Source organism: Nocardioides turkmenicus (assembly GCF_011045035.1).
GTDB lineage: Bacteria > Actinomycetota > Actinomycetes > Propionibacteriales > Nocardioidaceae > Nocardioides > Nocardioides turkmenicus.
Genome location: NZ_JAALAA010000023.1, coordinates 17,308 through 41,415 on the forward strand (window position 1 = coordinate 17,308; position 24,108 = coordinate 41,415).

At 68.7% G+C, this 24,108-nt stretch carries 27 protein-coding genes and 1 other RNA gene; 5 read left to right on the forward strand and 23 right to left on the reverse strand.

Annotation, left to right across the window (positions count from 1 at the left end; genetic code table 11):
• Positions 1 to 3: 3 nt before the first annotated feature.
• From G5C66_RS26200 to G5C66_RS21845, 5 genes are all read right to left on the reverse strand, one after another.
• Positions 4 to 960: a M81 family metallopeptidase gene (locus tag G5C66_RS26200; RefSeq protein WP_338144274.1), complete on the reverse strand. Its 957-nt coding sequence runs from the start codon at positions 958 to 960 to the stop codon at positions 4 to 6.
• A 44-nt stretch (positions 961 to 1,004) separates the two neighbouring features.
• Entirely contained in the window at positions 1,005 to 2,786 is a 1,782-nt protein-coding gene (locus tag G5C66_RS21830) for a DEAD/DEAH box helicase family protein (protein WP_165113170.1), read from the reverse strand.
• Positions 2,787 to 2,865: 79 nt separating this feature from the next.
• A complete protein-coding gene (locus tag G5C66_RS21835; protein ID WP_008358664.1) occupies positions 2,866 to 3,144 on the reverse strand; it encodes a DUF3039 domain-containing protein in 279 nt (92 codons plus the stop codon).
• Positions 3,145 to 3,165: 21 nt separating this feature from the next.
• A complete protein-coding gene (locus tag G5C66_RS21840; RefSeq protein WP_165113083.1) occupies positions 3,166 to 3,732 on the reverse strand; it encodes a YqgE/AlgH family protein in 567 nt (188 codons plus the stop codon).
• A 155-nt stretch (positions 3,733 to 3,887) separates the two neighbouring features.
• Entirely contained in the window at positions 3,888 to 4,418 is a 531-nt protein-coding gene (locus G5C66_RS21845; RefSeq protein WP_165113085.1) for a hypothetical protein, read from the reverse strand.
• A gap of 126 nt (positions 4,419 to 4,544) precedes the next feature.
• Here G5C66_RS21845 and G5C66_RS21850 point away from each other — a divergent pair, with 126 nt between their 5' ends.
• Complete coding sequence (locus G5C66_RS21850) at positions 4,545 to 5,234, forward strand: TetR/AcrR family transcriptional regulator (RefSeq protein WP_338144275.1); 690 nt, start codon at positions 4,545 to 4,547, stop codon at positions 5,232 to 5,234.
• A gap of 3 nt (positions 5,235 to 5,237) precedes the next feature.
• Here the strand turns inward: G5C66_RS21850 and G5C66_RS21855 are convergent, their stop codons facing one another.
• From G5C66_RS21855 to G5C66_RS21900, 10 genes are all read right to left on the reverse strand, one after another.
• Positions 5,238 to 6,278 (reverse strand): DUF3048 domain-containing protein, encoded by a 1,041-nt coding sequence (locus G5C66_RS21855; protein ID WP_165113087.1) that lies wholly within the window; start codon positions 6,276 to 6,278, stop codon positions 5,238 to 5,240.
• Positions 6,279 to 6,397: 119 nt separating this feature from the next.
• The gene (locus G5C66_RS21860) at positions 6,398 to 7,165 is read right to left on the reverse strand and encodes an SDR family NAD(P)-dependent oxidoreductase (protein WP_165113089.1); all 768 of its coding nucleotides are present in this window, start codon (positions 7,163 to 7,165) and stop codon (positions 6,398 to 6,400) included.
• A 90-nt stretch (positions 7,166 to 7,255) separates the two neighbouring features.
• Positions 7,256 to 8,407: a glycerophosphodiester phosphodiesterase gene (locus G5C66_RS21865; RefSeq protein ID WP_165113091.1), complete on the reverse strand. Its 1,152-nt coding sequence runs from the start codon at positions 8,405 to 8,407 to the stop codon at positions 7,256 to 7,258.
• Between the two features lie 76 nt (positions 8,408 to 8,483).
• Positions 8,484 to 9,425, reverse strand: coding sequence for a glycerophosphodiester phosphodiesterase (locus G5C66_RS21870; protein WP_165113093.1), 942 nt, complete (start codon positions 9,423 to 9,425; stop codon positions 8,484 to 8,486).
• A 124-nt stretch (positions 9,426 to 9,549) separates the two neighbouring features.
• A complete protein-coding gene (locus tag G5C66_RS21875) occupies positions 9,550 to 9,957 on the reverse strand; it encodes an HIT family protein (RefSeq protein ID WP_165113095.1) in 408 nt (135 codons plus the stop codon).
• Positions 9,954 to 10,781, reverse strand: coding sequence for a hypothetical protein (locus G5C66_RS21880; protein WP_165113097.1), 828 nt, complete (start codon positions 10,779 to 10,781; stop codon positions 9,954 to 9,956). The genes G5C66_RS21875 and G5C66_RS21880 overlap by 4 nt, the downstream gene beginning before the upstream one ends.
• A gap of 37 nt (positions 10,782 to 10,818) precedes the next feature.
• Positions 10,819 to 11,700, reverse strand: a complete 882-nt coding sequence (locus G5C66_RS21885; protein ID WP_165113099.1) for a phenylalanine 4-monooxygenase — start codon at positions 11,698 to 11,700, stop codon at positions 10,819 to 10,821.
• A 221-nt stretch (positions 11,701 to 11,921) separates the two neighbouring features.
• A complete protein-coding gene (locus G5C66_RS21890) occupies positions 11,922 to 12,827 on the reverse strand; it encodes an RNA polymerase sigma-70 factor (RefSeq protein WP_338144276.1) in 906 nt (301 codons plus the stop codon).
• An 81-nt stretch (positions 12,828 to 12,908) separates the two neighbouring features.
• Positions 12,909 to 13,667, reverse strand: coding sequence for an SDR family oxidoreductase (locus G5C66_RS21895; RefSeq protein ID WP_165113101.1), 759 nt, complete (start codon positions 13,665 to 13,667; stop codon positions 12,909 to 12,911).
• 83 nt (positions 13,668 to 13,750) lie between these two features.
• The gene (locus tag G5C66_RS21900) at positions 13,751 to 14,476 is read right to left on the reverse strand and encodes an SDR family NAD(P)-dependent oxidoreductase (protein WP_165113103.1); all 726 of its coding nucleotides are present in this window, start codon (positions 14,474 to 14,476) and stop codon (positions 13,751 to 13,753) included.
• A gap of 346 nt (positions 14,477 to 14,822) precedes the next feature.
• Here G5C66_RS21900 and G5C66_RS21905 point away from each other — a divergent pair, with 346 nt between their 5' ends.
• On the forward strand, positions 14,823 to 15,869 hold the full coding sequence (locus G5C66_RS21905; RefSeq protein WP_206444426.1) for an SDR family NAD(P)-dependent oxidoreductase: 1,047 nt from the start codon (positions 14,823 to 14,825) through the stop codon (positions 15,867 to 15,869).
• Between the two features lie 348 nt (positions 15,870 to 16,217).
• On the opposite strand, the gene ssrA is transcribed toward G5C66_RS21905, so the two are convergent.
• Positions 16,218 to 16,589: a transfer-messenger RNA gene (ssrA, locus tag G5C66_RS21910) on the reverse strand.
• 135 nt (positions 16,590 to 16,724) lie between these two features.
• Here ssrA and G5C66_RS21915 point away from each other — a divergent pair.
• Both G5C66_RS21915 and G5C66_RS21920 read left to right on the forward strand, forming a co-directional pair.
• Positions 16,725 to 16,997, forward strand: coding sequence for a type II toxin-antitoxin system VapB family antitoxin (locus G5C66_RS21915; protein WP_165113105.1), 273 nt, complete (start codon positions 16,725 to 16,727; stop codon positions 16,995 to 16,997).
• Positions 16,994 to 17,404 carry a type II toxin-antitoxin system VapC family toxin gene (locus tag G5C66_RS21920; protein ID WP_165113107.1) on the forward strand — a complete coding sequence of 137 codons (411 nt, stop codon included), beginning with the start codon at positions 16,994 to 16,996 and terminating at the stop codon, positions 17,402 to 17,404. Before G5C66_RS21915 ends, G5C66_RS21920 begins: the two co-directional genes overlap by 4 nt.
• On the opposite strand, the gene smpB is transcribed toward G5C66_RS21920, so the two are convergent.
• From smpB to ftsE, 5 genes are all read right to left on the reverse strand, one after another.
• The gene (gene smpB, locus G5C66_RS21925) at positions 17,385 to 17,864 is read right to left on the reverse strand and encodes an SsrA-binding protein SmpB (RefSeq protein ID WP_165113109.1); all 480 of its coding nucleotides are present in this window, start codon (positions 17,862 to 17,864) and stop codon (positions 17,385 to 17,387) included. The two genes, G5C66_RS21920 and smpB, sit on opposite strands and share 20 nt — an antisense overlap.
• A gap of 64 nt (positions 17,865 to 17,928) precedes the next feature.
• A complete protein-coding gene (locus tag G5C66_RS26950; RefSeq protein ID WP_206444427.1) occupies positions 17,929 to 18,165 on the reverse strand; it encodes a peptidoglycan DD-metalloendopeptidase family protein in 237 nt (78 codons plus the stop codon).
• A 76-nt stretch (positions 18,166 to 18,241) separates the two neighbouring features.
• A complete protein-coding gene (locus G5C66_RS26955; RefSeq protein WP_165113113.1) occupies positions 18,242 to 19,507 on the reverse strand; it encodes a peptidoglycan DD-metalloendopeptidase family protein in 1,266 nt (421 codons plus the stop codon).
• A gap of 55 nt (positions 19,508 to 19,562) precedes the next feature.
• On the reverse strand, positions 19,563 to 20,471 hold the full coding sequence (ftsX, locus tag G5C66_RS21940; RefSeq protein WP_165113115.1) for a permease-like cell division protein FtsX: 909 nt from the start codon (positions 20,469 to 20,471) through the stop codon (positions 19,563 to 19,565).
• Positions 20,472 to 20,544: 73 nt separating this feature from the next.
• Entirely contained in the window at positions 20,545 to 21,234 is a 690-nt protein-coding gene (gene ftsE / locus G5C66_RS21945) for a cell division ATP-binding protein FtsE (RefSeq protein WP_045548285.1), read from the reverse strand.
• Between the two features lie 74 nt (positions 21,235 to 21,308).
• On the opposite strand from ftsE, the gene G5C66_RS21950 reads away from it, so the two are divergent.
• Complete coding sequence (locus G5C66_RS21950) at positions 21,309 to 21,926, forward strand: hypothetical protein (protein WP_165113117.1); 618 nt, start codon at positions 21,309 to 21,311, stop codon at positions 21,924 to 21,926.
• Positions 21,927 to 22,144: 218 nt separating this feature from the next.
• Here G5C66_RS21950 and G5C66_RS21955 read toward each other — a convergent pair whose 3' ends face one another.
• Together G5C66_RS21955 and prfB are read right to left on the reverse strand one after the other, a co-directional pair.
• Positions 22,145 to 22,846 (reverse strand): alpha/beta fold hydrolase, encoded by a 702-nt coding sequence (locus G5C66_RS21955; RefSeq protein WP_165113119.1) that lies wholly within the window; start codon positions 22,844 to 22,846, stop codon positions 22,145 to 22,147.
• Positions 22,847 to 22,850: 4 nt separating this feature from the next.
• Positions 22,851 to 23,969 (reverse strand): peptide chain release factor 2, encoded by a 1,119-nt coding sequence (prfB, locus tag G5C66_RS21960; protein ID WP_165113121.1) that lies wholly within the window; start codon positions 23,967 to 23,969, stop codon positions 22,851 to 22,853.
• Positions 23,970 to 24,108 lie beyond the last annotated feature (139 nt).

Sequence of the window (24,108 nt, forward strand, 5' to 3'; positions counted from 1 at the left end):
ACGTCACCGGCCCCGCCGGCGGTCGGGTTGTCGCCGGAGTCGGAGATGACGTACGGCGTCGCGGGGCTGGCGACCGCGAGCGCCAGCGCCTCCTCGAGCGAGGCGGTGGGCGCGACGAACTCGAACTCCTGGTGGCGCTCCCAGATCTCCTCGGCGAGCGCCGTGCACTCGCGCAGGCAGACCCTCGGCGGAGTCGCCGGTCACCATCACGACCGCGTGGTTGCGCGGCTCGTCGGCCCACGGATAGCCGACCCAGTAGGCCGCGTCGACCACGCCGTCGAGCTCGGCGACCTCGGCCACCCGGCGGTAGAGCGAGGCGGCCGGCTCCAGCCGCGTCGAGGTCTTCTCCCCCGGCAGCAGCACCGGCACCATCGCCCACGCCTTGACCGGCTTGCGCTCCCCGGCCGGCAACGCGAGCCGGTCCAGCAGGTTGCGTACCGCCCGTTCCTTCGTCTCCAGCCAGTCCTCGTGCGGAGCCATCCGGTAGCAGGTCAGCAGGTCGAGCGCCTCGGCGAAGCGCGGCGAGACGTTGCCGTGCAGGTCCATCCCCGTCGAGATGAGTACGTCACCCCCGACCGCCTCCCGCACCGCGACCGCGAGGTCGCCCTCGAGATCGTCCAGGCCGACCGCCGAGGCCGCGCCGTGCAGGTCGAGGACGATCCCGTCGAGCGGCCGCTCCGCGTGGGCCGCGGCCAGGCCGGACACGATCTCGGCCTTCATCGACAGGTAGTCGTCGAGCGGGATGGCGCCGCCCGGGATGCCGCGCGCCTGCATGACCGGCACCCACTCGGCGGCCTCGGCCAGGGCACCACCCGCGGCCCAGAACTCCCTGGCCTCCAAGATCGCCTGCCCACGCTTGGGCGCCAGCATCCCGGTCGTGGTCAGCGCTGGCGAGAACGTCGACGCCTCCAAGCTGATCCCCGCGATCCCGACCCGCGGACGTCCCACTTCAGTTCTCACGCCGGACAGTGTGCCGCACCCGAGCACATCGAGTGCCGAGTCGGCTAGGCCGAGCCGCGGGCTGCCCAGTCCCGCAGGGTGTCGATACGGGCACGCAGCTGGTCGGCGTTGGCGACCGCGGCGGGCGGACCGCCGCACTCCTTCCGGAGCCGGTTGTGGGTGACTCCGTGGGGCGTCTTGGTGCGGTGGTGCCAGGCGGCGACCAGGCCGTTGAGCTCGCGCCGGAGCACGGCGAGCTGCTCGTGGGCGGCGACCGCTGCGGCGGGCTCGTCGGCGGCCACCGGAGCAGAGGCCGACTTCTGCTTGCGAGCGCGCTCGCTCTGCCGCTGCTGGAGCAGGGTCTTCATCTGGTCGGCGTCGAGCAGCCCGGGGATGCCGAGGAAGTCCATCTCCTCCTCCGAGCCGACGTGCACCTCGCCGGAGTGGCCGAACTCGCCACCGTCGAAGAGCACCCGGTCGAAGCGCGCCTCCGAGCCCATGGCCTCCCAGGCGCCGAGCTCCTCCTCGGACGCACCCTCCTCGGCGTTGGCCGCGGCCATCAGCGCGTCCTCGGCGGCGAAGATGTCGTCCTCGCTGGTGACCTTCTTGCCGAGCACGTGGTCGCGCTGCAGCTCCAGCTCGGAGGCGAAGCCGAGCAGATTGGGCACCGACGGCAGGAAGACGGAGGCGGTCTCGCCCCGCGTACGAGCACGTACGAAGCGCCCCACCGCCTGCGCGAAGAAGAGCGGCGTCGAGGTGGTGGTGGCGTAGACCCCGACCGCGAGCCGGGGCACGTCGACACCCTCGGAGACCATCCGGACCGCGACCATCCAGCGGTCGTCGGACTCGGAGAACTTGGCGATCTTCTTCGAGCCGGCCTTCTCGTCGGAGAGCACGACGGTGGCGCTCTGGCCGGTGATGGTCTTGAGCGTCTTGGCGTAGGCGCGCGCCGAGTCCTGGTCAGTGGCGATGACGAGGCCGCCCGCGTCCGGTACGTGGCGGCGCACCTCGGTCAGCCGCTTGTCGGCGGCCGCCAGCACCGACGGGATCCAGGACCCGGCCGGGTCGAGCGCGGTGCGCAGCGCCTGCGAGGTCAGGTCCTTGGTGAGCGGCTCGCCGAGGTGGGCGGCGATCTCGTCGCCTGCCCGGGTGCGCCACTGCATCTGCCCCGAGTAGGCCATGAACAGCACCGGCCGGACGACGTGGTCGCGCAGCGCCTCGGCGTAGCCGTAGGTGTAGTCGGCCGCCGAGCGCGGGACGCCGTCCTCGCCGGGCGCGTAGGTGACGAACGGGATCGGGTTGGTGTCGGACCGGAAGGGTGTGCCGGTCAGCGCCAGTCGCCGTGCGGCCGGCTCGAAGGCCTCGCGGATCCCGTCCCCCCACGAGAGCGCGTCGCCGGCGTGGTGGACCTCGTCGAGGATGACCAGCGTCTTGAACCGCTCGGTGCGGATCCGCATCGCGAGCGGGTTGACCGCCACCCCCGCGTACGTCACCGCGATCCCGACGTAGTCGGCCGAGGTCTTGCCCTGGCCGGCGGAGTAGGTCGGGTCGATCGGGATGCCGGCTCGCGCGGCCGCCTCGGCCCACTGGACCTTGAGGTGCTCGGTGGGCGCGACGATGGTGACCCGGTCGACCAGCCGGCGGCCGAGGAGCTCGGCGGCGACGGTCAGCGCGAAGGTCGTCTTTCCGGCGCCGGGCGTCGCCACGGCGAGGAAGTCACGGGGATGGTCGGTGAGGTAGGCGTTCAGCGCCTCCTGCTGCCAAGCACGGAGCTTGGGCGCAGTGCCCCACGCGGCCTTGTTCGGCCACGCGGGTGTGAGAGCGCCGGGAAGGTCGGCGCTGCTCACGTCGCCGAGTCCGTAGCGCAAGCGCCAGAATACGCACCCGGCGACGTGTTGACTCGATGGTTCGCTCGCTTACGCTCGCTCACTCGTCGTCGCCCTCGCCACCGCCCGGCGGCATCCCCTCGAAGATTTCCTTGCAGTCGGGGCAGACCGGGAACTTGGACCCGTCACGGCTCGGCACCCACACCTTGCCGCACAGCGCGACCACGGGAGTGCCCATGACCATCGCCTCGGTCAGCTTGTCCTTCTCCACGTAGTGGGAGTAGCGGTCGTGGTCACCCTCCTCGGTGGGGACGTCTTGATGACGAACGTCCTCCCGTTCCTTGACGGCTTCTTTCGTGCCGAATCCCAGGATGCCCATACCCGCCAGTCTACTGGTCTTCTAGTTGAGTTCCGGATCGGGCGGGCGCGTGGCGTGGAAGGCCAGCTCACCCGGCTGGCGTCGGAGCACCGCGGACCACATCGAGCTCACGTCGTCCAGGAACGAGTCGTAGGGCTCGCCGTCGACCACGTACCAGGAGCCCTCCTCGACCTCGCCCTCGAGCTGGGCGGCACCCCATCCGGCGTAGCCGGCGAAGATGCGCAGCCGCGACAGGGTGCCGTCGACGAGCTCGACGGGCGTGTCGAGATCGAGCAGCCCGAGGCGCCCCACCACCGGCCGGAACCCCAGCGGCGGGTCGTCGGAGTCGACCAGGAGCGCCACCGCGATCGCGGAGTCCTTGCTCACCGGGCCACCCTGGAAGAGGACGTCGGGTACGGCGACGGACGTCGCCCACGGATGCAGCACCTCGGCCACCGGCACCGGCGAAGGCCGGTTCAGCACGACGCCGAGCGCACCGTCCTCGTTGACCTCGATCAGCAGCACGACGGTGTCGACGAAGTTGGGGTCGCGGAGCTCCGGGGTGGCCACCAGCAGCCGCCCGGCGCGTACGTCCTTCTGCTCCGTCATGACGCCATGATCGCATCACCTCGGCTACGCCGGTCGCAACAGGAAACCAACAAATACAAAGACTCCGGGGCCGGCGCAAGGGAGATGCGGAAGGGAGGTCCGCGAGAGGGAGCGCGCCGGCGCCCGGAGCCTGGCTTGATGGCCCGTACGCAGCCTCAGGCTGCCGAGCGGACCGCCCGGAACATGTCGACGAGGCCGGAGAACGGCCCGCGCTCGACGACCTCGGCGGCCGGCTCGTACTCGGCCCGGGCGCGGGCCTCGATCATCGAGCCGAGGCGGACGCAGTCGGCGTCGGCGTACGCACCCTTGCCGGCCATGACCGCGAGGGTGAGGTGCTCCTTGGCCTGCGCCTTGGCCAGCGCGGTGGCCATCGCGTCGTCGGCGGGAAGCGCGTGGTAGCGGTCGAGGACCGCGCGGATGCCGGGCAGGTCGTCGGCGGTGCCGTGCCAGGCGCGGACGACGGCATCCTCGAGGTCCATCGGCTGGTTGGCGAGCTCGGTCTCGATGCGGCCGGACAGGCGGGTGTGCCAGCGCAGCTGCAGGGCGGCGAGCAGGTCGAGCTCGTCGGCGAAGGTGTCGGTGACGCCGGGAAGGTCCATGGGCAGCAGGCCGTCTCGACGCTCGTCGACGGCGGCGACCACGCCGCGGAGGATCTCCCCGCGCTTGTGATGGCTGGTCCAGCTCATTGTGTCGGCTCCTTGCGGAAGGTAGGCACTCACGTACCGTGGGTACGTACCCATAGTACTGAACATACCGACGGTATGGCCAATAGCTGGGACGGTGATTCCGAACAAGGCCGTTAGAGTGGACGAGTGCCAAAGTCGTCCGTGAGCAAGCTCGTCCCCAAGGTTCCCCCGCTCCCGTCGGTGCCGGGGATGTCACGGAGGCAGCAGTTCTCCGCGTCGACCAAGAAGACGCTCGTCGAGGTCGCCGAGAAGCTCTTCACCGAGCACGGCTACGCCAGCACGTCCCTGGACGCCATCGTGGCCGGCGCCGAAGTCACCAAGGGCGCTCTCTACCACCACTTCAGCGGCAAGCAGGCGCTCTACGAGGTCGTCTTCGAGAAGGTCGAGGCGGCCACCGCGCAGAGCATCGACGCCGCCATGCGCGAGACGAAGGACCCGTGGGAGCAGGCCCGCGCCGGACTGCGTACGTTCCTGGAGGCCGTCCAGCAGCCGACCTACCGCCGCATCGTCGTGCAGGAGGGTCCGGCCGTCCTCGGCTACCAGCGCTACCGCGAGCAGGAGGAGCGCTCCACCTTCACCGTCGTCGAGGACATCGTCGCCGCCGTCCTGCGTGCCGGCGACCGCACCGTCGACGGCGAGATGGTCGCCACGTTCGCCCGGCTCTTCTTCGGGGCGATGTCGGCCGCCGGCGAGTCCGTCGCCGAGGCCAGCAACCCCGAGGAGGCGGCCGAGCGCGTCGAGCTCGCCGTGACCTACCTGCTGACCGGCGTCCAGACCCTGGCGCAGCAGGGCGTCAAGGTCGAGGACATGCGCTGACCGCTACTTGACGGTCACTCCACCCGGCTCGACCTGGCCGTTGCCCTCCGGGATCAGGTCGAGCCAGACCTTGCCCGGCGGGATCTCGATCGCGGCGCCCTTCGCGTCGGTGAACGTGACCGCGCCCTTCTCGCCCTTCTTCACCCAGGTCGCCTCGACGATCTGGCCGGCACGCATGATCCACGCCTTGCCGCGGCCGGTGAAGTGGGAGACCGGGACGATCGCGCCGCCGGGGTCCTTGTAGGGCGCGATGGTGGTCTTCGTCTGCGCGACCACCACGGTGTCGGCGAGGAACTGACCGCTCTTGCCCATGTAGTTGTTCTTCAGGCGGTACTTGCCGCCTCGGAAGACCCAGTTGTCCGTGCGCGCCTGGGAGAACTTCACGTCGACGGCCTTGGCGGGCTTGGCGCCGGCCAGCTTCGTGTTCGCGTCGCCCCAGGGCATGAAGTCGTTCGGGCGCTGTGCCTTGCCGCTCTTCTCGGCGGCCTTGCCGGCCTTGGCGACCTTGCCGGCCACGCTGTGCAGGAAGTCGTGGGGCTTGCTGGTGTCGCGTACGACATAGGGGGTGGACATGTCGATCCACTCCACGTCGTACTTCTTCAGCTGCGCGAAGGTGTACGGCGCCGCGCCGCTGGTGAGGATCTTGCCGCCGGTCGGGGCGGCGATGCCGGCATCGGTCGCCCGCATGGAGCGCACCGGACCGGCCTCCTTCGGGAGCTGGGAGTAGTACGCGACGGCCAACCGGGTCACGCCGCCCTCGACCAGCTCCTGGACGACCATGTCCGCCTTGGCCACGCCATACTGCGGGGCGCTGGCCGCGGTGTTGTCGATCTTGACGATGAAGACCGGGTGCTTGCGCGCGGCCGACTGGCCCTCCGGGAGCTGGATCCCGGTCAGCGGCTCGTGGTCGGGCTCAGCGGGTGCGGACGGCGACGGCTTCGAGTCCGTCGGCTCCTCCGAGGACCCACAGCCGGTCAGGGCCAGGCCCGCGACTGCCAGCGTTGCCACCGCTCGCAGCAGGAACCCCGGGCGGGACGTGCGCATCATCAATCTCCATCTGCATCGGGCCTGCATCGGCCTGCATCGGCTCAGTACCAAGACGAGTGTCAGACGGTAATCGTTGCACCCAACGCGGCCGCGCCCGGGGTTCTCGCCGGTCGAGATCAGGCCACGGTGGCGCCGCCGTCTACGTAGAGCGTCTGGCCCGTGATGTAGGAGGCCTCGTCGCTGGCGAGGAAGGCCGCGGCGGCGGCGATGTCGGCCGGCTCGCCGACGCGCCTGACCGGGTTGGCCTCGGCCGAGAGCTTGCGGAACTCGTCGACGTCGAGGCCGAGGCGCGCCGCGGTCTGGTCGGTCATCTCGGTGGCGATGAAGCCCGGCGCGATCGCGTTCACGTTGACGCCGTAGGGGCCGAGCTCGATCGCGAGCGTCTTGGTGAAGCCCTGGATGCCCATCTTGGCAGCGGAGTAGTTGGCCTGGCCGCGGTTGCCCTCGGCGGAGGTGGAGGAGACGTTGATGATCTTGCCGTACTTCTGCTTCACGAAGATCGCCTGCGCGGCCTTGCTCATCAGGAAGTGGCCCTTGAGGTGGACGCCCATGACGAGGTCCCAGTCCTCCTCGGTCATCTTGAAGAGCAGGTTGTCGCGGGTGATGCCGGCGTTGTTCATCAGGATGTGCAGCCCGCCGAGCTCCTCGACGACGCGGGCGACCGCGGCCTCGGTGTCCTCGGCCTTGGCGACGTTGGCGCCGATCCCGACCGACTTGGCGCCCTCGGCGAGCGGCAGCTTGGCGGCTGCCTCAGCCGCGGCGGCCTCGTCCAGGTCGATGATGGCGACCGAGGCACCCTCCTCGGCGAAGCGCGTGGCGACTCCGAACCCGATCCCTCGCGCTGCACCGGTGATGACTGCGACGCGTCCGTCGAAACGACCCATGACTCAAACTCCTTTGGTTGTGACTCACCCCACGAACACGTGCGGCCCTCGCCGACAATAGCGAGGGCCGCACGTTCTGTCTCAAGAGGTCTACTGCTTGGTAACCCATGCGTCGCGCGCGGCCACACCCAGGTCGGGGTGGTCGGTGAAGAACGCGTCGACGCCGGCGTCGAGGTAGGGACCGACCTCGCAGCCGAGGTCACCGATCGCGATCGGGTCGGTGCCGATGCGGCACTCGGTGGGGAGGTTCTTGTTCTCGGCGCGCATCGTCCAGATGACGGTCGGCAGCCCGACCCGCTCGGCACGGTCGGCGAGGTCGGTGGCCTCACCCAGGGTGCCGTCGGCGTTGCGCGGGATGAAGTAGTACTTGTACGGCGCGACCTGGTCGGCGTACTTCTTGATGCTGCGCAGACCCGCGTCGGTGACCAGGTAGTCGTTGGTCACACCGGTCCCGGCGACGACCTGGTCGTACGGGGCGCCGCCGAAGTCGATCAGCTGCACCAGCTTGGTGCCGACCATGCGGTTGAGGTCCTTGAGGTTGCTGACCTCGAAGGACTGGATGACCGCTGCGGAGTTCCTGCCGCCGAGGCCGTGCCGCTTGAGGCTCTTGGCCAGCGGCTCCTCCAGGGAGAGACCGATGGAGTCGAAGTACGTCGGGTGCTTGGTCTCCGGCGCGACGCCGATGGTGCGGCCGGTCTCGGCCTCCTTGGCGTCGACCAGGTCGAGCACCTCGTCGAGGGTCGGCACCTGGAAGAGGCCGTCGTACGCGGTGTTCGCCTGGCGGTCGCCGGGGATGCGCTCCTTGGCGCGCAGCGTCTTCAGCTCGGCGAGGGTGAAGTCCTCGGTGAACCAGCCGGTCAGGGCCTTGCCGTCGATCGTCTTGGTGGTCTTCCGGCCCGCGAACTCGGGGCGGTCGGCGACGTCGGTCGTGCCGGAGATCTCGTTCTCGTGGCGCGCGACGAGCACGCCGTCCTTGGTCGAGACCACGTCGGGCTCGATGTAGTCGGCACCCTGCTGGATGGCCAGGTCGTACGCCGCCAGGGTGTGCTCGGGGCGGTAGCCGGAGGCACCGCGGTGACCGAAGACGATCGGCGCGGCGTCGTGGTGCTTGGCCGCCTGGACGGCGGTCGTCGCGGTGGCCGACGCGGAGGCGGGGTTCGAGACCAGAACGGTCCCGGCGGCGAGCGCCGCGGCGGCGGCAAGCGCGAGAGTACGCATGCGAGTGGGGTTCAGCGTGTTCATGCCCCGATCACACCGGCCCCGGGAGTCCCTGGGGCCGGTGTGCGGTGAACGTCTCGTGACGATCTGTCGACGTGCCTCAGGCGGCGTCGGGCGTGGCCTGCTCGGGCGTGGCCTGCTCGGGCGTGGCCTGCTCGGGCGTACGCCGCTCCGCGATCACGTCGTGGAGGACGTCGGGGTTGTTGGTGATGATGCCGTCGACACCGCGGTCCAGGACGGCGCTCATCGTGGCGGCGTCGTTCACCGTCCAGGAGTGGATGTCCATCCCGAGCGCGTGCACCCGGGCGACGTAGCCGGCGTCGAAGGAGCCGTAGTGCGGGTTGATCTGGTCGGCCCAGGTGTAGGTGTCCAGGTCGGCGTAGGCCGGGGTGCCGAGCAGGCCGACCGGCACCTCGGGCTGGATGCTCTTGTAGGTCCTCATGGAGCCGAAGTCGAAGCTCTGCACGGCGAGCCGGCCGGCGGCGACGGCGGAGTCGACGTAGCCGGGGAAGGAGTCGAACTCGGCGGCCACCTTCTTCTCGATGCCCGGGTAGAGCGCGGGCGACTTGAGCTCCATCAGGATGCCGGACCTCGAGGGCCGCACCTGGGCGATCATCTCCTTCAGCGTGGGCACCGGCTCACCGGCGTACTTCTCGCTGAACCAGGAGCCGGCGTCCAGCGTCTTGATCTCGGCGAGGGTGAAGTCCTTGACGTTCCACGGCGAGCGGCCGGGGAAGCGCTGCTCGACGTCGGTGGTGCGCGACAAGGTGGTGTCGTGCATCAGCACGAGCTCGCCGTCCTTGGTGGCCTGCACGTCCGACTCGATCCAGTCGGCGTCCTGCTCGATGCCGACGGCGAAGGCGGCGAGGGTGTTCTCGGGGGCGTACGAGCTCGCCCCGCGGTGGGCGGTGACGGTGATGTCGTCGGCACGGTTGGCCTCGACGGCGTTGACCGCCACCGGGACGATCATCGTGCCCGCGGCGAGCGCCACGCCGGCCAGAGCTGAGGTGAAGGTTTTGGACGCAACGGACGACAGCGACATGACGCACTCCCGGGATCAGTGGATGACGACTGATCTCGAGTGAATCGGTCCCGGCCGACCTCGCCCCGACGGATTGATGGCCGAAGCCGTACGCCTCGGTGAACTCGGCCGAGCGCAGCCGAGCTCAGCCCAGCACGGCGCGGAGCCGGTCGGCGTACTCCTTCTGCTCCCCGGCGGCGTACTTGTGGCGGGGCCAGAAGAAGCCCTTGAGCCCGTCGCCGCGGCTGCGCGGGACGACGTGCAGGTGGAGGTGCGGCACCGACTGGCTGACCACGTTGTTGACCGCCACGAAGCTGCCCTGGGCGCCGAGTCCCTCGACCACGCCGGCAGCCAGGCGCTGGGCGTTCGCGACGAAGCGTTGGTGCAGGTCGGGCGGGAGGTCGAGGAGGGTGGCAAGGTGTTGCCTGGGCACCATCAGGATGTGGCCCTTCTGCACCGGCCGGTGGTCGAGGAAGGCCAGGAAGAGATCGTCCTCGAAGACCACCTCGGCCTCCAGGTCGCCGCGGACGACGTCGCAGAAGACACAGCTCATGACTCCTCACCCCACGACAGCGTCGCGACCACGAGGTCGACCGTCGGCAGGACCAGGTCGGCGAGATCGGGATGCGGGAAGGAGTAGATCAGTCGCGACTCGTAGAGCCGGTCGGGCGAGGCGACCCACCGCTCCCCCACCGTCGTGGTCTCGGCCTGCAGCGGGTGGCGGAGCATGCCGAACGGGGCCGGCCGGCTCAGCGCGACCGCGAGCCCGGCCGGGCGCCGGCCGACGCGCTGCAGCCAGTAGGCCAGGAAGGCCGCCCCCTGCTCGGCTGCGGCGTTCTTGGCTGCCGACATCCACCCGGACCAGTCGGGCAGCTCGACCTTGGACCGCTGCACCTTCGGGAGGACCTTGTCCACCAGGTCGGCGAGCTGATAGTCGCGTACGTCCTCGTCGGACATGTCCACCACGTACCACTCCTGCGCCTTCGGCAGCCGCAGATCGACGTGCGGCTTGGGACCGAGCGCCTTGAGGACATCCTTGATGCCCGCCCGGAACCGGTTCGGCCCGGCCGGGTCGAAGGTGACGTACGCGATCTCGTCGATGTTGGCGGTCAGGAAGTCGCGCAGGCCGTCGCCGCTGCGCAGCTGCGCGCGCCGCCGGGTGTCCTCGGCGAGGAACGTCTCCAGCGACTCCTGGGAGGAGAAGAGCATCGCCTCGTACGGTGGCCGGTTGCCGTGGTCCCCGGGGAAGACCCTGATCCGGGCCTCGTCGAGCTGGGGTACGACAACCTGCCCCGTACGCAGCGCGGCACCGACCGCGTCGACGTCGGCGGCGGCGAGCGCCGCCTCCAGCGCGCGGTTGCGGTAGCCGTCGATCACCTTCCGAGGCTAACCCCTCGGAAGTGATCGGATCGGTCTAGACGGCGCCGAGACGCTGTGGCGTGTCGTCGTCGCAGGTCGCGAAGAAGTTTCCGACCTCGTCGACCATGTGGCTGAACGACTCCGCAGCGAAGAGCACCGGCTGGTAGTGGGTGATGTCGTAGTCGATCGTCGCCATCTGGGCGAAGTCGATCGGCCGCACCTCCACCTCGTGCATCTCCTCGATCTCGCCGTAGGACGAGAGCAGCCCGGCCCCGTACGCCTTGATGTCCCCGTCCTCGTGGAGCACCCCGAACTCGATGGTGAACCAGAAGACGTCGGCGACGACCTGCAGCGCCTCCCTGGTCTCCACGCGGCGCGCGGCCGCGCCGGCGAGACGCTTGACCTCTGCGACCTGCGGGTCGGCGAGGAGGTTCCCGTGGCCGATCACCTCGTGGATGATGTCGGGCTCCGGGGTGTAGAGCGGCACGGCGTGGTGACGCAGATACTGCGTCGAGTGGAACTGCCCGTCCGCCAGGCTCCCGTAGAACTCCTCCAACGGCACGATCCCCGCGGCCGGGACGTACTCGAAGCCGGTCAGCGGCTTCAGGCCCGCCGACACCTCGTCGAGTTGTGGCACCCGGTCCTGCGGCAGGTTGAGGGCCTCGACCGCCGCCAGGTAGTTGCGGCAGGCGTATTTCGCGTGCAGCGGCGCGATCTCACGGCACACCGTCCGCCAGATCTCGTTCTCCGTGTCCGTGTAGTCGATCCGGGGCACCGGCTGCCCCGGCTTCCAACCGAGCGCCGCGCCAGCGATCTCGCTGCGTCGTGCCCGGTAGTCCTGGTCTGCGAACCCGGGGTGGTTGTCCCCCAGATGCACCTCGACCTGCCCGTCCTCGCCCACGGTGACGGGCGAGTAGAGCTGTCCTTCCTCGAACATCCTTACCTCCATGTGACGTACGCCTCACAACCCTATCGCGCACGCAAGAGAAGGCCTCCCGCCAGGGAGATGAACAACCGGAAGTCTTCCGTTTCAGGCCTGTAGTGAAGTCATCCACTACGGAGACTGGCACGCCGATCAGCGACCGACCCACCCAGGGCCCCTTCTCCCGCAATCGTCGAGGCTGGCCGGGCGGCTCATCGGTCCGTTACGTCGTCGCCTCAGGCCTGGACGGTGACCGCTGTGTTCTTCTCGGGGTTGACCAGCCACAGCACCTGGTCGATGCCTTCGGCCGTGGCGCTGACGGTGAGCAGGCCGTACATCTCGCCGTTCTGGCACAACGCGGCGGAGGTCCGCCCGTTGACGGTCGTCCACCGCACGTCGAGGCCATTCCAGAACCAGCCGGAGATCGCCAGTAGGAACTTCGCCACCCGGTTCGCGCCCACGACAGGCCTGCGTGAAACGCGCGTGCGGCCGTTGCCGTCGGAAATGCTGGCCACGTCGGGCGTGAAGAGCTTTTCCAGCGCAGCCAGGTCGCCCGTGCGGGCAGCGGCGAGGAAGGCGGTCAGCAGATCGCGCTGCTCGGCCGCGCTCGCCGGGGTGCGCCGTTCACCCGCGAGGTGCTTGCGCGCCCGGCTGACGAGTTGGCGTACCGAGGGTTCGGTCGAGGACAGGATCCCGGCGATCTGCGCATAGGAGTAGTCGAAGGCCTCCCGGAGCACGAAGGCGGCGCGCTCGTTCGTGGTCAGCTTCTCCATCAGCATCAGCGTCGCGAATTCAAGAGCCTCGTCCCGTTCGGCGCCCAGATAAGGGTCAGCGCTGGTGTCGACCGGTTCGGGCAGCCATGGCCCGATGTAGGTCTCACGCCGTGTCCGGGCCGACTTGAGGACGTTGATGGCCAGTCGAGTGGTGATCGTCGCCAGGAAGGCTTCGGGGTCGGACACAGTGGACCGGTCGTAGGTTTGCCAGCGTAGCCAGACCTCCTGCACCAGATCTTCAGCCTCGGTCGCACTGCTGAGCATGCGGTACGCGATCCCGAACAGACGCGGTCGCATCTGCTTGAACACCCCCGCGGCCGCCTCGAGATCGTCCGCGTCGCTGTGTTCAGTTTCGATCTCAAGGCTCACGCGGCGAGCGTACCCGGGGTGGACGCCTCGCTGCATGGGCGAGGCGTCCACCCCGCGATCGATGAAAGCGCTTCGCTGCTGCTACTCCGCGGGGGGAGGGTTGAGCGGGAGCCAGTCGGCGAACCGAGTCGCGGCAATCTGGGCACCGGGACCGGGCAGGAGCATGTCCTTGTCCAGCAGCGCACCGAAATAGCGCGCTTGTGGGTCGGTGACGACCTTGCGGGAGTCGCCGCGGAATGTCAGTCCTGTGCGGATCAGTTCGTCGAGACCGAACTGCTCGGGCCCGGCCACCTCGACGGTGTCGTTCATCGGCTCGCCGACGGCGGTCCGGCCGACCGCGGCAGCAACGTCGTCTGCGGCCATGGGCTGGATGCGAGCGTCCGGCAGGCGCACGATACCGCCTTGTGTTGCCGACTGGGCGATGCTGCCCACGAACTCGAAGAACTGCGTGGCCTGCACGATGGAGAACGGCTGCCCGGACTCCTTGATCAGCTGCTCCTGCGCGATCTTCGCCCGGAAGTAGCCACTTTCGGCGAGCCGTTCGGTGCCGACGACCGACAGCGCCACGTGGTGCCCCACCCCGGCCTTGTCCTCGGCGTCGAGGAGGTTGCCGGTGGAGGTGCGGAAGAAGTCCAGCACGGCGTCGTCGGCGAACGACGGCGAGTTCGATACATCCACCACGACCTGGGCGCCGTCCAGCGCCTCGGCGAGTCCTTCGCCGGTCAGAGTGTTCACGCCCGAGTTGGGGGACGCGGGCACCGTGTCGTGTCCGTGTTCCCCAAGCTTCTGGACGAGTTTCGAGCCGATCAGCCCGCTGCCGCCGATCACGACGATCTTCATGGAGTGCCTTCCGTCCGGGGCCCGGCCGTTCCGGGAACCTCGTTCTCCACTACGACAGGGCTGATCCCCCATTTGTGACAGGTTTAGCGCGCCTGATCGGTCGGGCGCAGGAGAATCTCGTTCACGGCCACGTGATCGGGCTGGCTGACCGCGTAAACGACGGCAGCGGCCACATCCTCGGCCCGCAGCGTCCGCATCGACTCGGCCAACTGCCTGGCCATCGCGCGGACCGCGTCGTGGCCGATGTGGTCGGCGAGCTCGGTGTCGACCATGCCCGGCTCGATGGTCACGACCCGGACCCCCTGCTCGGTGACCTCCTGCCGAAGCGACTCCGAGAACGCGTTCACGCCGAACTTCGTCGCCGCGTAGACACCGCCCATAGCTGACGCGATACGGCCAGAGGTGGAGGAGATCTGCACCACGGTTCCCTTGCTCTCCAACAGGTGCGGCAGCGCAGCGTGGGTGACGTAGAGCGTTCCGAGCAGGTTGGCCCTCACCATGCGGTCCCACTCTGCGGTGTCGGCGCCGAGAATCGGCCCGCTCAACATCACGCCCGCGTTGTTCACGACGATATCCAGCCCGCCGCAGCGGTCGACCGCTGCGGTGACCGCCTCACGAACCGACTCCTGGTCGGTGACGTCGAGTTCCACCGGGACCACGTCGCCGTCAGCTGTCGCGGCCAGTTCCTTGAGCCGGTCGACCCGTCGCGCCCCGGCGACCACCGTTGCACCGGCAGCCGCGAGGGCATACGCGGTTGCAGCGCCGATTCCCGATGACGCTCCGGTGATGAGAGCGGTCTTGCCGTTCATTCCTGCCCCTGAGAGGAGGTGTTCACTCATGACGCATGTTCTTTCATTTTCGGGTGATGGTGATGGCAACCGGCGAGGCACAGACCGCGGCGATGCCTTCAAACACGAGGTCGGACAGCACTTCGAGGACTCGCGGCGCTGTCCGGCTCGGCGACCCGGCGTGCGCTCATGCGGACGCAGGTCCGGCTCGTGGTGCTCAGCGGCGGCAAGGGCTCGCTCCTTCCCAATCTCAGTCAGCTGCGAGCTAGGACAACGCAGCCCAGGAGTTTGTGACGGGCACGGCGATTTCGTCGCGGCTGTCACAAGACGGAGGGCCGCCCTGTCTGAATTGGTGACCGGTCGCCCCATGAGCGGACCACCACACAGCCGATCCAGCAACGCGGGAGGTAAACATGAGCGAGCCGGGGACGGCACCCTGCATCAGCTCTGGCTCGAGGTGAGGGCCGAACTCGAGATTGCCGAGTCGAGCCACCTCGAGGAGGCCTCCCGCACGTCGGTCACCGAACGGCAGTACGACCGGGATCAGCGCGCCGCTCACCGCCGTCGTGCTTCAGCCACGACGTCAATGGACGACGTCAGGCTGCCCAAGCCGCACTCGCGGCCGACATTCACACATCGAGGAGAACAGTTGACTGCTCACTCCCAACAGGAGTTCGCTGACAAGGTCGTCGTCGTCACCGGCGCGGGATCGGGCATCGGGCGTGCCACTGCCCGCGCCTTCGCCGATGCTGGAGCCGCCGTCCTCGGGATCGGACGGCGACGTCACGCTCTCGACGAGACCGCCGCCGGCCACTCCGCCATCGTTGTCCACGCCGCCGATCTCCGCGACCCCCAAGCACCGCAACAGGTCATCGATGCTGCCGTTGACCTATGGGGACGGGTCGACGTCCTGGTCAACAACGCGGGAGCCACACGATTGATGCCCCTGGACGAGGCCACGACGGTCGGCATCGAGGACCTCTTCGCGCTCAACGTCACCGCGCCGAGTCTCCTGGCAAGCGCGGCGCTACCCCATCTGCGCCGTGCCGGCGGATCGATCATCAACATCTCCAGTACCTACGGTCACCGGCCACTGCCAGGCGCGGCCCACTACGCCGCTTCCAAGGCCGCAATCGAGCAGCTCACCCGCAGCTGGGCACTCGAACTCGCCGCCGATGGCATCCTCGTCAACGCCGTCGCTCCCGGCCCGACCGAGAGCGAGGCTCTCACCGCTGCGGGACTACACGAAGCCAACGCCGAGGCCCTCAAACGCGATGAAGCCAACCGCATCCCCCTGGGCCGTCGCGGCGAACCCGACGAGGTCGCTGCCTGGATCTTGCGCCTCGCCGATCCCGGGACCACCTGGCTAACCGGGCAGATCCTCAGCGTCGACGGCGGCCTCAACCTCACCTGACTCACGGGCAAGGGCCGCTGCCATTCAGTTCAAGGGCGTGCGAATCAGGGACTCGGAGGAGCAGCGAGCGGGGACTCCCATGGTGGGACCATGGCAAGCACCTCAACACCAGCAACGTAGGGCTGGTCAATGCAGGTGCCGAAGCCCGCCCGCCTCCGCGCGCAGCGACGACATCCACCACACACAACTAAGGGGTGTGGGGATATCCCCGCCGCGACGCGGCCTCACCAGGCACTCGCCACCTGAACGGGGTGCGGGTGGCGAAGCCCCCGCCTCCGCGCGAAGCGCGGACAAAATGACGAGAGCGACGTGGCTCGCGCTTTCCGCGAGCACACGCCGCCCTCGATCGAGTGGAGCTGCGGGGAATCGAACCCCGGTCCTCGAGCGCCGTGCCAGGTCTTCTCCGGGTGCAGTCTGTGGGTGGCGTTCTCTCATCCCCGGGGCTCGACACAGACACGTCCCCGACAGGCTCATCCGACTAGTTGTCCCTCATGCCCCGTCGGCATGTGCATGAGGTGAGTCTCCTAGATGACGCCTGGATCCGAGCCGGAGACGGATACTCGGTCAGACGCTTCGATCACCGCAATCAGGCGGCGAGAGCGAAGGAACTGCGCTTAGCGTTGGCAGTTATTGGTTTCCAGCGATCGTTTACGAGATGACGCTGGCTCCTCGACCCGCTTCCCCTGGGAGCAACGTCCCAAGTCGAAACCGATCAGCCCCTTTTGAGTTTTCAACGCCTGCGAAGCAAGCAACGGGATAACACTACAGTCCCCCGTCGACATTCCCCACTCGGTTTATCCCCCGCGACATCGAGGGTAGAATGGTAGAAGGACAGGATGGTAGAAAGGTGTAAGCATGAGCCTCAACATCAAGAGCGACCGGGTCCACGCGCTGGCCCGCGAGGCTGCACGCGTCACCGGCAAGACTCAGACCGGAGCCATCGAGGAGGCATTGGTGACACTCCTGCAGAAGTACGGGAACGACCCCGCGGAAACGGAGCGCGAGCGACGTATCGCCCGGATGCTCGAGATCGGTGATCGCTGGGCTCATCGACCGGACATCGGCTTCTCCGACGCCGTGGCCGAGATCGAGGATCTCTACGACCCGGCGACGGGACTGCCCTCTTGATCATCGACTCCTCAGCGCTCGTCGCCGTGCTTCGCGGCGAACCCGACCGGAAGCTCTACATCGAGAAGCTGGCCGACGGCGGGCGGATGTCCGTGGCCAACTGGGTGGAGGCCTCGATCGTCGCCGAGAGCCGTGGAGCCGTGGCCGACCTCGACGCGCTCGTGTCAGAGAGCTCGATCGAGCTGGTGCCGGTCTCGGTCGAGCAGGCGCGTGCGGCGCGCTCGGCCTACCGGCGCTTCGGCAGGGGTCGCGGCTCCAGGGCCCAGCTCAACTTCGGAGACTGCTTCGCGTACGCGTTGGCGATCACTGAGGACGACGAGCTCCTGTTCAAGGGCGACGACTTCACCCACACCGACGTCGTCTCCGCCCTGCCGACGGCCTCACCCGTCAGCCCTTCATCCCCTTGAGCTTGCGACCGACCTCGACCTCGGCCTCACGCCGGGCCGTACGCTCGGCGATGGTGTTGCGCTTGTCCCACGACTTCTTGCCCTTGGCGACGCCGATCTCGACCTTGGCTCGACCGTTGAGGAAGTAGAGGGCGAGCGGGACGACGGTGAGGCCCTTCTCGGCGACCTTGCGCTCGATCTTGTCGATCTCGGCGCGATGGAGGAGGAGCTTCCGCTTGCGGCGGGCGGCGTGGTTGGTCCAGGTGCCGTTGAGGTATTCGGGGATGTGGATCCCGTGGATCCAGGCCTCGCCACGGTCGATGTCGACGAAGCCGTCGACCAGGGACGCGCGACCCTCGCGCAGCGACTTCACCTCGGTGCCCTGCAGGACCATGCCGGCCTCGTAGGTGTCCTCGATGTGGTAGTCGTGCCGCGCCTTCTTGTTCTGCGCGATCATCTTGCGCCCCTGCTCCTTCGCCATTCCTCCATTCTCTCAGGCGCAGGGTCATGACCGCGAAACGTTTAGGACCGTGCCGGAGAACCGGTCACAGACCCAGCAGCGGCATCGGGTCGATGATCTCGCCGTCCCGGAGGATCATGAAGTGCAGATGGCACCCGGTGGACCAGCCGGTCGTCCCGGCGAGCCCGATGACGTCGCCTCGGCCGACCGTGTCGTCGACCTCGCTGCGGTAGGCCGAGAGGTGGTTGTAGACGGCCGTGTAGGAGTGGCCGTTGATGTTGCCGAGGAGCGGTGCAGACGGTTTCCGTACGCGTCGTTCCACTCCTGCGCGATGACCGTGCCCGACTCGGCGGCGAGGAGCGGACGAGCAGGAGACGATACCCCCACGGGCCCCTACGTCAACCCAGCAGCGGAGCGGGGTCGACCGGCGTGCCGTCGCGCAGGATCGTGAAGTGCAGGTGGCAGCCCGTGGACCAGCCGGTGGTCCCGGCATACGCCACGGTCTCCCCGCGTCCGACGTTCCCCGAGCGCCTCGCGTAGCTCGAGATGTGGTTGTAGACGGCGGTGTAGGAGTGCCCGTTGACCTTGCCGAGGTACAGATGCAGGCGGTTGCCCCACACACTCGAGAACGAGGTCGAGATGATCTGCCCGGACTCGATGGCGAGCAGCGGCCGGCCGCACGGCGCGTGGTAGTCGGTGCCGTTGTGCAGCGCGACGTAGCCGTAGATCGGGTGCTTGCGGATGCCGTAGGGCGAGGTGACGTAGGTGTCGGTCACCGGCATCCCGAAGAGCCCGCCGACCGACCCGACGTTGCGCTCGGACCCGGACCCGGCGGAGGCGAGCGCCCGGATCTTCGTACGCAGCGCCGACTCCTCAGCCTCGAGCTTGCGCAGCTCGGCGGCGTCGGCGGCTCGGGCCGCCTCGGCGGACCGCTTGGCGGTGGCCGCCTTCTCGGCCAGGGTGGACAGCTCGGCGGCTGCCGCGGCGGCCTGGTCGCGGACCGCGTCGACCTCGGCGACCAGCTCGCGCGCCTTCTTCTCCTTGGCCGCGATCGCGTCGGTGGCCTCCTGCACCTCGGCCTCGCGGACGACGAGCATGGTCTCGGTCGCCTCCATCCGCTGGAGGGTGGCGTCCTGGCCGGCGTTGGCCGCATCGACGTACGTCTGCTGGCGCATCAGGTCCTCGACGGATCCGCCGGAGAGCAGCGCCGCCGCCTGGGCGAGCCGCGGGTCTCCCCCGGTGAACCGGGTCAGGATCTCGTCGCGCATCTCCTCACGCTGCGCCTTCACCTCGGCCTGGCCCTCGGCGAGCTGGCGCTTCGCCTCCGCGAGCAGCACCTTCTGCTCGGCGAGCTCGGCCTCGACCTGGGTATGGGCGGCCTGCACCTCGGCGAGCCGGGTGTTGAGCTCGTTCAGCCGGGTCTGGGCCCGGTCGAGCTTCTTCTGCGCCGCGGCGTACGTCGCCGATGCCTCCCGCAGACCGGCACTGGAGTGCTCGAGGTTCTCGGCGGCGGCCTTCTGGTCCCGCTCGACCTCACGCTGCTCCTGCTCGAGCCGGTCCCGCTCGTCCGCGGAGGACGGCAGGGAAGGCGAGAGCAGGACGGTAGCCACCACTGCGCAGCTGAGCGCAGCGGCGAGCCGACCGGCACGGGGGAAGGCGCGCACGATCAACCTCAGGTCTGTGGGGAAGTGATTACCGACAGACCGTAGGCGATCCGGATCAGACCTTGATGTATTTCCTCGTGAGCAGGAGTGTCGGGACGAGCGTGAGCAGGATGCCGAGGATCGCCACGATCGCGAAGGAACTGAAGAACTCCTCCCAGCCGACCCACTGGGTCACCGCGGTGGACGAGAGCCGCTGCTCGACGCCGAAGTACATCACCGCAGCCAGCGCCACGCCGGACAGCGCGATGCCGACGAGCGCCACCACGAGCGACTCGAGGAGGAACGGCAGCGCGATGTAGAGGGTCGAGGCACCCACCAGGCGCATGATCCCGATCTCACGACGGCGGGCGAACGCGGCGAGCCGGATGGTGTTGGCGACCAGGAGCAGCGCCGCGATGACCAGCACGACCGCGCCGACCAGCGCCGCGCTCTGCAGCCCGTCGACGGCGGCGAGGATCGGCCCGGTGACCTCGTGGACGTCACCGACGTGGTCGATGCCATCCAGGCCGGCGACCGCCTCGATGATCTCGGCGGAGTGGTGCGGGTCGGTCATCGTGACCCAGTAGGACTCCCACATGTCGTCGGCCTTGACCACCGGGTCGGGACCACTGACGCCTTCGACGTCGAGAGCCTGCAGCCGCTCGTAGGCCTGCTCCTGGCTCTCCTCCTCGTACTTGTCGACGTACTTGTTGTCGTCGAGGGCGTCGGTGATGACCTTCTTCTGGCTGTCGTCGACGGCACCCGCGCACTGCGGGTTGCGGTCGTTGGCGCCGTTGCACATGTAGAAGGTGATCTGCAGCTCGTCGCCCCAGACCTCCTCGGTCAGCTGGGCCTGCTCCCGCAGCAGCAGGCCGACGCCGGCCAGGGTGAGCGAGACGAGCAGGGTCAGGGCCACCGCGACGTGCATGGACAGGTTGCGGCGGAGCCCCTGGCGGAGCTCGGTGAATACATAACGCAGCTGCATGGCGGGTAGAGGAAACTTTCTCTAGTCGTAGAGCCTGGTCGGAGGTCGGTGGGTCCTGCTCAGAACTGAAGCCTCAGAACTGGGCCCCGTAGCCGCCCTGGACCTGGTCGCGTACGAGGTGGCCGTGCTCGAGCTCGATGACGCGCTTGCGCATCTGGTCGACCATCTGGACGTCGTGGGTCGCCATCACGATGGTGGTGCCGGACCGGTTGATGCGGTCGAGCAGACGCATGATGCCGACGGTGTTGCCGGGGTCGAGGTTTCCGGTCGGCTCGTCGGCGATCAGGATCATCGGCCGGTTGATGAACGCACGGGCGACGGCCACGCGCTGCTGCTCACCACCGGAGAGCTCGTCGGGCATCCGGTCGCCCTTCCCGTCGAGACCGACCAGTTCGAGCGTCTCCGGGACGCGCTGCCGGATCTCGCGGTTGGAGTGACCGGTCACCTGCATCGCGAAGGCGACGTTCTCGGCGACGGTCTTGTTCGCCAGGAGGCGGAAGTCCTGGAAGATGGTGCCGACCTGGCGGCGCAGTCGCGGCACCTTCCAGCCGGCGAGCCGGTTGATCTCCTTGCCGGCGACATAGACGCGGCCGGTGGTGGGCCGCTGCTCGCGCAGCATCAGCTTGAGAGCCGTCGACTTCCCCGAGCCCGACTGGCCCACAAGGAAGACGAACTCCCCCTTCTGGATGTCGATCGAAAGGCTGTTGAGGGCGGGGCGGGCCTGCCCTGGATAGGCCTTGCTGACCTTCTCGAAGCGGATCACCGCACCGAGGGTAGTGCAACGGTGGTGGGCTCAGCACTTCGGCTCTGACATACCTGCCCCTGTACTCTGAGTTGGTGCGCTCTGCAGTCCGGATCCTGATCGGTGCCGTAGTCCTCACCGCGATCGCGGTCGGGGTCGGCGTGCTCACCCTGAAAGACGACAAGCCGGAGAAGCCCGAGGTGAAGGGCGACCTGAGCACCGCCGACACCACCACGATGCACGTACGCCGCGGCGCATTCTGCGACCGCGTCCCGACCGAGGACGCGACCGAGGCCCTCGGCGGCGCCGCCTCCGAGAAGAAGGCCTACGGCGACGGCGACCAGACCGCCATCTCGGGCGAGGTCAACGACGTCGCCCAGGAGTACGGCTGCATCTGGACCGGGCCGGAGGACTCGGCCACCTCCGCCCGAGCCTGGGTCTTCGCCCCGCCGGTCACCCTCGACTGGGCCACCCAGATGACCAAGAGCGTGCCCAAGGGCTGCAAGGCCGCGTCGACCCCTGCGTACGGGAAGCCGTCGGTCTCCCTCACCTGCACCGACGCGAAGAAGCAGCCGAAGGTGATCTTCCGCGGGCTCTTCGGTGACGCCTGGCTCTCCTGTGAGCTGACCGGCAAGGCCGGCGAGTCGACCGCGACGGTCCAGAAGCGCGCCTCCCGCTGGTGCCTGGTGACCGCCACCGCAGCCGCCGCCTGACGACGACCGTCGACCGTCGACCGGAGGTCGGTTCCGGCGCGTCATTTGCGTCCAGCCAAAGTCGAGTGCTTTAATCGACTTAGTCGCTCGGGCCGGGTAGGCACCTCACCGGGCGGCGCGCGCCGCCGCGGGCACTGAGTCAGAGCAGAGCCGGCTGGCGAGAGCGGGTGGGGTCCTTAGGGATGGGGATCCCACCCGCGACGCGGGACGCGTCGCATTCAGCACAGCGACGCGAGCCAGGCGAGCACGGTGTCGGCGAACTCCTGTGGCTGGTTGCGGTGCACGAAGTGGCCGACGTCGAAGTGGACCAGGTCGGCCTGCGGGATCCGGCGGGCGACCTTCTCCAGATCCTCCGGCGGGATGTGGCTGTTGCCACCGCCGGCCACGATCAGGGTCGGCATCGGCAGCAGCTCGAGCTGCTCCCACATCCAGGGGTCGTACGTCGTCGCCTCGACCAGCAGCGAGGCGATGCACTCCCAGTCGTGGGGCAACGGCCTGGTCGGGCGCCCCGGGCTCCTGCGCCGGCGCGGGGCGGGCGGGACCACATCCTCGATGACCAGCCGGGAGACCAGGTCGGGCCGGTGCATGGCGACCAGCAGTGCCACGTTGCCGCCGGTCGAGTGCCCGACGACCACCGCGCCCGAGATCTCGAGCGCGTCCATCGCCACGATGACGTCGTCGGCGATCAGCCGGTGGGAGTAGTCGGAGGCCCAGTCGGAATCTCCGTGACCACGCATGTCGAAGGCGTGCACCCGGTGGTCGGCCGCGAACGGCGGCACCACCTCCTGCCACCGCTTCGCGCTGCCACCGAGCTCGTGCAAGAGCACCATCGGCACCCCGTCCTCGGGACCGTAGACGTCATAGACGTACGCCGCGCCGCGGCCCGGGAGTGGAAGCCTGGTGCGCGTCCGCGCAACCATCAGCTCAGTTCTGGTCGGCCTTCTCGGCACCCCGGCGCCAGCGGATGCCGGCCTCGAGGAACCCGTCGATGTCGCCGTCGAAGACGGCCTGCGGGTTGCCGACCTCGTAGCTCGTACGCAGATCCTTGACGATCTGGTAGGGGTTGAGGACGTAGTTGCGCATCTGGTCACCCCAGGAGGCGGCGACGTCGCCCTTGAGCTCCTTGAGCTGGGCCTCCTCCTCGGCCTTCTTCAGCGCGAGCAGCTTGGCCTTGAGGACGATCATCGCAGCAGCCTTGTTCTGCAGCTGCGACTTCTCGTTCTGGCAGGAGACCACGGTGCCGGTGGGGATGTGGGTCAGCCGGACCGCCGAGTCGGTGGTGTTGACCGACTGGCCGCCGGGGCCCGAGGAGCGGTAGACGTCGACCTTGATGTCGTTCTCGTCGATCTCGATCTCGTCGGTCTGCTCCAGCACGGGCACGACCTCGACCGCGGCGAAGGAGGTCTGGCGGCGGCCCTGGTTGTCGAACGGGCTGATCCGCACCAGGCGGTGGGTGCCGGCCTCGACGGAGAGGGTGCCGTAGGCGTACGGAGCGTGGATCGCGAAGGTGGCGGACTTGAGCCCGGCCTCCTCGGCGTAGGAGGTGTCGAAGACCTCGACCGGGTACTTGTTGCGCTCGGCCCAGCGGACGTACATCCGCATGAGCATCTCGGCGAAGTCGGCGGCGTCGACGCCACCGGCGCCGGAGCGGATCGTGACCAGGGCCTCGCGGGAGTCGTACTCCCCCGAGAGCAGGGTGCGGATCTCCAGGCTCTCCACGGCCTTCTTCACCCGGCCCAGCTCGGCCTCGGACTCGGCGAGCGTGTCGGCGTCGCCCTCCTCCTGGGCCATCTCGACCATCAGCTCGAGATCCTCGATGCGGCTGCTCAGCTCGGTGAACTTGTTGAGCTCGCCCTGCAGCAGGGAGAGACGTCCGGTGACCCGGGTGGCGTTGTCCTGATCGTCCCAGAGGTCGGGCGCGGCGACCTGCTCGCCGAGGTCGGCGATCTCCTTGCGCATCGCGTCCAGGTCCAGCACCTGGCCGATGGTCTGCATCGTTGCCTGGAGCTGCTTGATCTCGGTGTCGAATTCGGGGCCTGCCACGTCTTACAGGTTACTTGACCGGTGGGGCGCCGCCCGATTCGCCGACCCCTCCACACATGCGCTCGCCCTCCGGCAGGGGGACCGGAGGGCGAGCGCCAGGGGGATATGTGGGGGTCAGCCCGTCGGAACGGGCCCCGAG

Bases quoted from the DNA above. Each gene is read 5' to 3' on its own strand.
- G5C66_RS21835 (WP_008358664.1), bottom strand. From the start codon at position 3,144: ATGGGCATCCTGGGATTCGGCACGAAAGAAGCCGTCAAGGAACGGGAG.
- G5C66_RS21900 (WP_165113103.1), bottom strand. From the start codon at position 14,476: ATGAACGGCAAGACCGCTCTCATCACCGGAGCGTCATCGGGAATCGGC.
- G5C66_RS21865 (WP_165113091.1), bottom strand. From the start codon at position 8,407: ATGAACACGCTGAACCCCACTCGCATGCGTACTCTCGCGCTTGCCGCC.
- G5C66_RS21895 (WP_165113101.1), bottom strand. From the start codon at position 13,667: ATGAAGATCGTCGTGATCGGCGGCAGCGGGCTGATCGGCTCGAAACTC.
- G5C66_RS21855 (WP_165113087.1), bottom strand. From the start codon at position 6,278: ATGCGCACGTCCCGCCCGGGGTTCCTGCTGCGAGCGGTGGCAACGCTG.
- G5C66_RS21840 (WP_165113083.1), bottom strand. From the start codon at position 3,732: ATGACGGAGCAGAAGGACGTACGCGCCGGGCGGCTGCTGGTGGCCACC.
- G5C66_RS21875 (WP_165113095.1), bottom strand. From the start codon at position 9,957: ATGAGCTGTGTCTTCTGCGACGTCGTCCGCGGCGACCTGGAGGCCGAG.
- G5C66_RS21845 (WP_165113085.1), bottom strand. From the start codon at position 4,418: ATGAGCTGGACCAGCCATCACAAGCGCGGGGAGATCCTCCGCGGCGTG.
- ftsX (WP_165113115.1), bottom strand. From the start codon at position 20,471: ATGCAGCTGCGTTATGTATTCACCGAGCTCCGCCAGGGGCTCCGCCGC.
- G5C66_RS21915 (WP_165113105.1), top strand. From the start codon at position 16,725: ATGAGCCTCAACATCAAGAGCGACCGGGTCCACGCGCTGGCCCGCGAG.
- G5C66_RS21870 (WP_165113093.1), bottom strand. From the start codon at position 9,425: ATGTCGCTGTCGTCCGTTGCGTCCAAAACCTTCACCTCAGCTCTGGCC.
- G5C66_RS21905 (WP_206444426.1), top strand. From the start codon at position 14,823: ATGAGCGGACCACCACACAGCCGATCCAGCAACGCGGGAGGTAAACAT.
- G5C66_RS21860 (WP_165113089.1), bottom strand. From the start codon at position 7,165: ATGGGTCGTTTCGACGGACGCGTCGCAGTCATCACCGGTGCAGCGCGA.
- G5C66_RS21955 (WP_165113119.1), bottom strand. From the start codon at position 22,846: ATGGTTGCGCGGACGCGCACCAGGCTTCCACTCCCGGGCCGCGGCGCG.
- smpB (WP_165113109.1), bottom strand. From the start codon at position 17,864: ATGGCGAAGGAGCAGGGGCGCAAGATGATCGCGCAGAACAAGAAGGCG.
- G5C66_RS21885 (WP_165113099.1), bottom strand. From the start codon at position 11,700: ATGTTCGAGGAAGGACAGCTCTACTCGCCCGTCACCGTGGGCGAGGAC.